The sequence below is a fragment of the uncultured Methanobrevibacter sp. genome (assembly GCF_900316895.1).
Taxonomy (GTDB): domain Archaea; phylum Methanobacteriota; class Methanobacteria; order Methanobacteriales; family Methanobacteriaceae; genus Methanocatella.
The window spans coordinates 1-8,380 of the sequence record NZ_ONER01000064.1; the positions used below are offsets into that span (position 1 = coordinate 1).

The following is an 8,380-nucleotide window of genomic DNA, read 5'->3' on the forward strand; positions in this document are numbered from 1 at the left end:
TATTTGATTACTTTACTTTTGATGATTTCCACTCTTTTGAGAGGGTAGATTTTTTTAGCGTTGTGGTAAATTTCAGATGCTAATTTACCGTTTACACAAACAGTCACTAATTCATCAAATGATCTTTCAGCAGCTGCTTCAACGAGTAAATCTTCGATGGTTTTTCTCATGAATCTTTGTTGGGAAGATTTAGCTCTTCTGATGGTTACTGCTAAAACTTGTAATTTTAACTTGCGGTCATCTTTGGTTTTGACTATAGCGGAAGCATCGATTCTGGAAGTTCCTCTTCTGATCATACTTCTTACATAGTCGGTAGTTGTTTTGTGACCTGTAAATTTGGTGTTTGCAACATTACCTGCAACATTGTCAATTTCAAACCTGAGTTTGATGTATTGTTTTGAGAAGTCTCCGGTTAATTCCCTCATGGTAACTTCTACTCCTCTACCAATGAGAAGTTCCGGATCTTTAGCTGGAGTTTCTCCAATTTCTTTGTCTTCAAAGTTCACTGGTGTTTTGATAGTGTACCAGGACTTTTCTTTCCATGTATCACGTACTCTACGTCTTGCTTTTGCTTTTGCCATTATATCAACCGTTTATAATTATATATTTATATATTGTAATATAGCGTTTCGCCATTAAAATTTTAAAAATAGTCTCAAAATTAAGTATACTACTTAAATTAAACTGTAAAAATGATTTCAAATAAGTATAGATTTACAATCGTTTATTCGACTATTGTGAGTTATTCTCACGTTATTTTAAGAAAATATTTTTAATTAAGTTTTAATTTATAAAACCCGCCCATAAAGGTTATAATTACTTATTTTATTCATGATATATAAAGATTATTGAAATTTCACCAATACGTGAAAAATTTTAAAAAAATAAAAATAATAAATTTTCATCCCAAAATAATAAGTTTTACGAAAGATGAAAATCTGAGCTTGAAATTTAAAATCAAGCTCTTAAAATGTATATTGTAAATGTTACAATAGACTGAAAAAATGTATACAATATATCATTTCTTCATGAATTCGACATGATCAATGTACCTTTTGAGGACATCATCAATCGGCCCTTCATCCATGACCAGTTTGATACCTGCATCTTCAGCCTTGATTTTGGATTTGAATCCATATTGAACTGCAATCAAAACATCACAATCACTGCAGGTTTTGATTACCTTTCCGCCCTGATGCTTTGCATCGTCAGCGATTTCAATGTCCCTTTGCTCGACAAAGTTCAATTCACCATCATAATCATAGATGAAAACTGACTTTCCCCTGCCGAGGTGAAGGTCCACATTTTCACCGTCGGAAGACACTACAGCCAAACGCATTCTAATTCACCACTCCATTAATTATTTTAATAATTATACTTCAGCACCATCTAATGCATGATTGCACATGCAATCTGTGTCATCATCCACATTTTTTATGAAATTGTATATCAGCTCAAGTAGCTCAGCCTCTTTTTTTGCAACCATTTCAAAGACTTCATCGATAGTCAGCTCATCCGGAGAGATTCCTGAAGCGTAATTGGATACTATGCATATTGAATTATAACAGATTTCCCTTTCACGGGCGAGAGTGACTTCAGGAACGCCAGTCATTCCGACAAGGTCTCCCCCAAGCATTTTGAACATTTTAATCTCTGCAGGAGTCTCGAATCTTGGACCTTCAGTGCATACATATGTTCCGCCCAGGATGACATCACCTGATTTGGCCAGAACATCCCTCAGGCTTGGACAATATGCTTCGGTTACATCTATATGAACCACCTTATCCTCATAGAATGTCTTTACCCTGTCCTGTGAGAAATCCAGAAAATCATCAGGAATAACAAATGATCCGGGAGGCATATCCTCATTCATTGAGCCTACAGAGTTTGTTGCGATTATTTTTGTGACACCGACATTTTTAAGGGCATCGATATTTGCCCTGAAGTTGATTTTGTGCGGAGGTATTGAATGGCCGGCGGCATGCCTCGGTATGAACGCCACATTTTTGCCGAATATCTCCAACATTGAAACTTCCACATCACCATAGTCTGTATGGACTAATTTTTTGGTGCAAGAATCGGCTTTTTGGGTAATCTCATATACCCCACTTCCCCCAATTATGCCTATCAATTTAATCATCCTTTACATACTGATAATGGTTTGACTTTTGCAACAAGTTTTGCAATTCCGGTACTGTCGGATACTCGAACTACACTGTCGACGTCCTTATATGCACCAGGAGCCTCTTCCTCAATCACATGTTTGCTGGTTGCCTTGATTTTGATGCCTTTTGCCGCCAAATCGTCTGTAATCTCATCAGCATCGAAATCCTTTTTGGCCTTTGAACGTGAAAGTATTCTGCCTGCACCATGAGCGGTAGAGCCGAAAGTCTCTTCCATTGCAGTTTCTGTTCCGCACAATACATATGAAGCGGTTCCCATTGTACCCGGAATAAGTACAGGCTGACCGACTTCCCTGTATTTTTCAGGAACTTCCTCCCTTCCCGGACCGAATGCCCTTGTAGCGCCTTTCCTGTGAACGAGAAGTTCCTCTTCACGATTGTAGACCTTATGCCTTTCCATTTTGGCGATGTTGTGAGCCACATCATAGACAATGCCCATTTCCATGTCTTCGGCAGATTTGCCAAGGACTTCCTCGAAGGTTTCCCTTACCCAATGGGTCATCATCTGACGGTTTGCCCATGCGTAATTGGCCGCTGCAGCCATTGCCTGGATATAATCCTGAGCTTCCTTGGAATCAAGCGGTGCACAGGCCAGCTGTCTGTCATTAATGTTGATTTTGTACTTCTTGTAGGCCTTGTCCATGATTCTGAGATAATCGGAACATATCTGATGTCCGCATCCTCTTGAGCCTGTGTGAATCATGACGACAATCATTCCTTCCTTAAGGCCATAGACTTCAGCCACCTTTTCATCATAGATTTCATCGACTATTTGAATTTCCAAAAAGTGATTTCCGGAACCAAGAGACCCTAATTGTGGAATTCCTCTTTTTTTGGCCTTGTCAGACACGATGCTTGAATCCGCATCAAGCATTCTTCCGTTTTCTTCAAGTACTTCCAGATCTTCTTCCCAACCGTAGCCGTTTTTGACAGCCCATTCGGCTCCGTAGTCAAGAACATCGTTGATTTCATCTTGCTCGAGTCTGATTTTGCCTTTGCTTCCCACACCTGAAGGTATGTTTTTGAAAAGCTTTTCGGTCAATTCGTCAAGCTTGTCCTCAATGTCTGCCATGCCCAGGTTGGAGCGGATCATTCTGACACCACAGTTTATGTCGAATCCCACTCCTCCAGGAGAGACTATACCGTTTCTAAGGGAGAATGCTGCCACTCCACCGATTGGAAAACCGTATCCGAAGTGAATGTCAGGCAGTCCTATTGAGTATCTCTGAACCCCCGGAAGACATGCCACATTGACAATCTGCTCGATGGCCCCTTCCTCCAAATCGTCAATAAATTCATCAGCTATATAAAACCTCCCTGAGGCCCTCATTGATTTGTTATAGGAGCCAGGGATTTCATAAACGTTATCTCTAACTTTTTTAATTTCATCTTTAATGCTCATAGTATCACAAAAATATTATGTTTTAATATATATTCATGGTGTTTAAATAAGGTTTTGGTGAACAAGAACTATTTTCTGAACAGTGCTGAAACTCCGGCAACAAGCAGAAATATTGCGCTTATCACATTGATGTAGTCTGAACCCACTATGACAAACATTGTGGCTATGACGAATCCTATTCCCGCCATGTTCGGATTTTTTCTAACGTAATATGTTGAAGCCAGCCCTAAAATAGATGCCAGAATTGCAACAATGCCTAAAAATGGGGCATGTGTCGGTCCGACACTTTTCAAAAATATTAGAAATGATCCTGAAAAAATTCCAATGATTGAGCCTATGATACCCATAATCATTTCAAAGTTTCTTGAGATGATTTTAATCTTTTTCATGATTATAACTATATTTGGAATATTATATAAAGAATACCCATTTCCAACAAAAACAGTTTATCGGCTGAATCGATGCCAAATTTTTGAGATAATTCTACAAATCGACAATGGCCTGGACTTCGACATGGTCAGTTTTTTTAACCGCCATCTTATGAAATGTTATTGCCTTGATTTCGGTTTTCCTTTCATGCTTGTCCCAATTTATCTCCTCACCTTTGATTTTGGCTTTCAGATGGAAGTTTTCATCGATTTTGACATCAAAGCGGCTGAACAGCATGAATTCAGTTTCATGATAGAACAGAAGCTCCTCCAAAAAGTCATACAAAAGAGACACTTCGTCTTCTGATGTTACTTCAAACTCTATTTCATCCAATGGAGTTATGTTGGAAGTGTCTGATATTATGTTAAATATGGCCAGACCTGCATTTTCAAAGGCTTCATTTATATCATTTCCATATGCCTTAAGGCCAATATCGGCCGTTGCTTCAAAATATTCATATTTTTTCATAGAGATTTCACCATAAATGTAAAAATTATATTACTTTTCAAATGCTCTCACTCTTTGCTTATATATGTACTTTTTACAATTTTAAATTAGTGATTAAAATGTTAGGAAATAAAGACACCACACTTCAAGTAGATTTAAGAAAAAGAAATTCAATGAAAGACGAAATACTATATAGCAATTTGGACATTCAATCTTGCATGGTAGTTCTTGTAGTTATAGCAGGACTACTTTTATCTGTTATTTCAGTTGTAGCAGCTCAAGCTCCAATTATCTAAATTGGACATTCGATGCCAAACCCTTTTAGTTGCACATTAGACTACTGCTACCATGCAAGCACTCTAATGTTAACAAAAACTAATTTCCCACATACAGGAAAACTATATTACATAGTCATCGGGGTTGAAACGCAATATAATTTCCCTGGAATTTCCTCTAACCCCTTTTCCTGTATACTTGGTATCGATCAATCTTACGAATTCCAGCTTATCGATTGCACGGTTAAATGATGCATAGCTGGAACCTGTTTTTTCCTTATACTTTTCAGCCAGTTCACCTGCAGAGCACATTCCTTCATTATCTGCAATCATTTTTAAGATGTCCCTTTCAGTATCGTTCAAACCTTTCAATGTTTCAGAGACATTGACTGATACCAGAGACTCGATTGCCTTGTCAAAATGCTCCTGGGTTATTTCACGGCTGGCATCGGCTTCGGCAATGTTGCCGCATGATTTCAAAAGGTTGATTCCAACCCTCAAATCCCCATTCTCAAAGGTGTACATTGAAACCTGCTCAAGTATGTCATCCGGCAGAACATTCGGGAAAAAGCCTGCCTTTACACGGTCCCTTAAGATATCCTCTATTTCGGAATGAGTGTATAATGGGAATACGATTTCCTGGGGAATGAATACGGTATTCACGTTCTTGTCAAAGGAATACTTGAATTCCAGATCTGACATTATTGCAAAAATAGAAGTCCTCACTCCAGGATATTCCTCGTATGCCCTGAGCAAATCATAAAATACCTTATTTGCATTTTTAGATTGAATCAGGTAGTTGACGTCATCCAATGCAACCACAAGTGACTTGTCGTTTTTCTGAAGGTCCTTCATGATTTTGTCATAGACTCTTGAAAAAGGAATTCCTGTTTCGGGAGGGGCATGGCCAAAAATCTTTTTATGTATTTGTGAAAAGATTCCGAAACGTGTTGTGTGCAATTGGCAGTTTATATAGACGCATACGACCTTTTCAGTGTTCTTTTCAACAAGCTCATAGACCTTTCTCATTGATGTTGTCTTTCCTGTTGCAGGTGAGCCTAAAATAACTGCATTTGAAGGTTTGCCCCCTCTCATGGCAGGTCTTATCGCTATTGCCATTGCTTCCATTTGAGTATCCCTGTAATTGAAGTTTTGAGGGACATAGTCCGGATCAAAAGCATTTATGTCTTGAAAAAGACTTTCATCAGCCATCAAAATATCTTCTATTCCCATGTTATCATATTTTATTGTTATTATTATAAAAGATTTTCATCACATAGATTTGTCATCTTGACATTCTCATTGTCGATTATCCACTGGGTGAACCTTTCGCCATATGCCAATTTTTTCCTTTTGAACTCATCGGCCTTGGCAGTGTCAGTTTCGATGTTTGGCCTTGAATATTTGGTCACTACATCGCCGAAGTCCATTCCGGCCAGTATGATTTCCTCTGCATTCAATGCAACCGCCAGAAACATTGCCCTGTCACCGTCGGTAAACCCTCCGAAGTTGTAGAGGTTTCCGATAGGCTGTGCCTGGGTGGTTCCCAGAACGTTTGTGAAAAATGGTGTCAGGCTTGCAATCTTTTCGATGTTGTCGCCGTGGGCATGGATTGCGACGTTTGCCCCTCTGAAATTGGCAAGAAGTATATCGTCAAGATTTCCGTCAAGATCTGTTGCAACTATATCCGGTGCAATCTTCTGCTCTATCAAAGCGGTTGTGGCACCGTCGGCTGCGACTAAAACGTAATCCCTCAGGTCATAGTTATCCTTCAAGTATTTCACATGCTCCCTTAAGGACGGGCCTGCACCGAATACGATGAACTTATCTGAAAAGTCAACGAATCCCTTCAAGTCCTCCAGGGTAAGGCATCCTTCAGTTGACAGTATCTCATCCAAAAGCTTTGCGGATTCCTCATCGTTTTCACGTGAAAATCCAAAATCATCAAGAATTTCAGTATAATATTTTTCCCAAAGTCCAAATTCCATGTTTAAACCTCACTATAATATATATTAAGATTTTAATTTGTTAAATAATTTGTCTAAAAACCGATGTGGAAAAAACAGTCAAGGGCAGAGCAACGGTTTTTTGAAATGTTGATTTGAATTTTAAAAAATCACTTGTGAACCATATTGACCGGCTTTCCTGTAATGTGTGCATAGATATTATTGATCTGCCTTAATGTGAAGCCCACCATGAAGGCTGAAATTACTGTTCCAATGTTTACCGCACCGAAAGGGGTAGCATACCACAGCCAGCACATCAGAAGCGCTATTGCAACCATTGTCGCATCAAAACCTATTTTAATGGTTGAAAACCTCCAGCCGGTAACGATGGCAATTGCCTCAACGCATCCCTCACCCGGAAGAGGAGCTATATTGGCAGGCATGTAGACAAATATGCCGAAAGCTATCAGGAATATGCTTAAAATCAAAAACACGGCCATCATCAGGACTGACCCGTCAAAGGGAATCTGTGAAACGACGGCCAGCGCCAAAGCGTTGAAGTAGCTGAATACTATGCAGTTGATAAGCTGAAGCAGTCTTTTCTTGTGAAATCTTGAGCGAAGAATCAGAAATTGAAGGAGAATCAGTGCCGCATTGAAGACGAATGTTGTTATTCCAATGTTGATATCAGTAATCAAAACAAGAGAATAGGCAATGGAGCTTATAGGTGTTGTTCCAAGGGTTGACACTATTGAAAATGCCACACCGAATGACATTATGAACAATCCCGCTACAAACTGACAACTCCTTTTAATCATACTATAAGATATATATTACATCTTTTTTAAATCCACATGCTTGCCTGTAAGATGAAGGTTCAGTTTGTGGATGTATCTGACAGTTGTTCCAATCAGAAGGGCCTCAATTATTGTACCGAGTCCGACACTTCCAAATTCCCCTAAAAATACCCAACTCAAGATAAGAGCTGTTGAAACGACACAAATGTCAAAATAAACCTTGATTGTGGAAAACGGTCGGTTTGAAACTATTGCAATTGCCTGTGTGACTCCTTCAACGGAAAGAGGAATGATGTTTGCAGGCACATAGAAAAACAGCCCAAGTGCGATGAGCAATATTGAAATTGCACACATCAAAACCGCCAGAAGTAAATTATAAGCCGGAGGTATGAAATACATCAGCGAAACCGAGAAGCTGGTGAATGCTCCAAACAGGACCCCCACAAAAACCTGCAGGAAATGCTTCCTTTTGAAGTCCCTCTTAAGAAGAATCAGTTCAATGGCTACGAGCAATGAATGGAATAAGAATGTTGCAACACCTATTTCAATATTCCAAATCAGATTCATCGCATAAGGTATTGAGCTTACAGGAGCTGAACCCAATCCTGATTTGATTGAAAATGCCACCCCCAATGTAATCAGGTAAAGGCCAAAAATATAGCTGAAGACCCTCCTGAACGTTAACTCCTCACCGCTAAATTGCATACAAATATATAGGATTACATAGTATTTAAACAATGTGCAAAAAATTATAATGCTAATTTAAACAATGTATGAAAATGTACAATAATACTTACTGCATATTGAATATCCGTCATATTAAAAATATTTAATAAGTATAAGAATTAAAGATATAAATTAGCTTTATGAAAGCTACTTACTGGAGGAAATTTTAATGAAT

Annotated in this window: 11 protein-coding genes; 1 reads left to right on the forward strand and 10 read right to left on the reverse strand. The window is 38.7% G+C overall.

Annotated features, from left to right (window positions below; all coding sequences use genetic code 11):
* The 6 genes from QZN27_RS07315 to QZN27_RS07340 form a co-directional block, all read right to left on the reverse strand.
* Window positions 1-581, reverse strand: a 581-nt coding sequence (locus QZN27_RS07315; RefSeq protein WP_296785783.1) for a 30S ribosomal protein S3ae, incomplete at its 3' end; no start/stop codon positions are given.
* A 437-nt stretch (window positions 582-1,018) separates the two neighbouring features.
* Window positions 1,019-1,339 carry a NifB/NifX family molybdenum-iron cluster-binding protein gene (locus QZN27_RS07320; RefSeq protein WP_296785786.1) on the reverse strand — a complete coding sequence of 107 codons (321 nt, stop codon included), beginning with the start codon at window positions 1,337-1,339 and terminating at the stop codon, window positions 1,019-1,021.
* 33 nt (window positions 1,340-1,372) lie between these two features.
* Window positions 1,373-2,131, reverse strand: a complete 759-nt coding sequence (gene mtnP, locus QZN27_RS07325) for an S-methyl-5'-thioadenosine phosphorylase (protein WP_296785788.1) — start codon at window positions 2,129-2,131, stop codon at window positions 1,373-1,375.
* Window positions 2,132-2,136: 5 nt separating this feature from the next.
* The gene (locus tag QZN27_RS07330) at window positions 2,137-3,585 is read right to left on the reverse strand and encodes an RtcB family protein (RefSeq protein WP_296785790.1); all 1,449 of its coding nucleotides are present in this window, start codon (window positions 3,583-3,585) and stop codon (window positions 2,137-2,139) included.
* Window positions 3,586-3,653: 68 nt separating this feature from the next.
* Entirely contained in the window at window positions 3,654-3,974 is a 321-nt protein-coding gene (locus QZN27_RS07335) for a hypothetical protein (RefSeq protein WP_296785793.1), read from the reverse strand.
* Between the two features lie 94 nt (window positions 3,975-4,068).
* A complete protein-coding gene (locus QZN27_RS07340) occupies window positions 4,069-4,482 on the reverse strand; it encodes an archease (RefSeq protein WP_296785795.1) in 414 nt (137 codons plus the stop codon).
* A gap of 98 nt (window positions 4,483-4,580) precedes the next feature.
* On the opposite strand from QZN27_RS07340, the gene QZN27_RS07345 reads away from it, so the two are divergent.
* Window positions 4,581-4,757 carry a hypothetical protein gene (locus tag QZN27_RS07345; RefSeq protein ID WP_296785798.1) on the forward strand — a complete coding sequence of 59 codons (177 nt, stop codon included), beginning with the start codon at window positions 4,581-4,583 and terminating at the stop codon, window positions 4,755-4,757.
* Between the two features lie 102 nt (window positions 4,758-4,859).
* Here QZN27_RS07345 and QZN27_RS07350 read toward each other — a convergent pair whose 3' ends face one another.
* The 4 genes from QZN27_RS07350 to QZN27_RS07365 all read right to left on the reverse strand — a co-directional run bounded on the left by QZN27_RS07350 (window position 4,860) and on the right by QZN27_RS07365 (window position 8,184).
* On the reverse strand, window positions 4,860-5,969 hold the full coding sequence (locus QZN27_RS07350; RefSeq protein ID WP_296785800.1) for an ORC1-type DNA replication protein: 1,110 nt from the start codon (window positions 5,967-5,969) through the stop codon (window positions 4,860-4,862).
* 23 nt (window positions 5,970-5,992) lie between these two features.
* Window positions 5,993-6,724 carry a 6-hydroxymethylpterin diphosphokinase MptE-like protein gene (locus QZN27_RS07355; RefSeq protein WP_296785802.1) on the reverse strand — a complete coding sequence of 244 codons (732 nt, stop codon included), beginning with the start codon at window positions 6,722-6,724 and terminating at the stop codon, window positions 5,993-5,995.
* A gap of 128 nt (window positions 6,725-6,852) precedes the next feature.
* Complete coding sequence (locus QZN27_RS07360) at window positions 6,853-7,500, reverse strand: YitT family protein (RefSeq protein ID WP_296785805.1); 648 nt, start codon at window positions 7,498-7,500, stop codon at window positions 6,853-6,855.
* A gap of 15 nt (window positions 7,501-7,515) precedes the next feature.
* Window positions 7,516-8,184, reverse strand: a complete 669-nt coding sequence (locus QZN27_RS07365; RefSeq protein WP_296785808.1) for a YitT family protein — start codon at window positions 8,182-8,184, stop codon at window positions 7,516-7,518.
* Window positions 8,185-8,380: the final 196 nt, after the last annotated feature.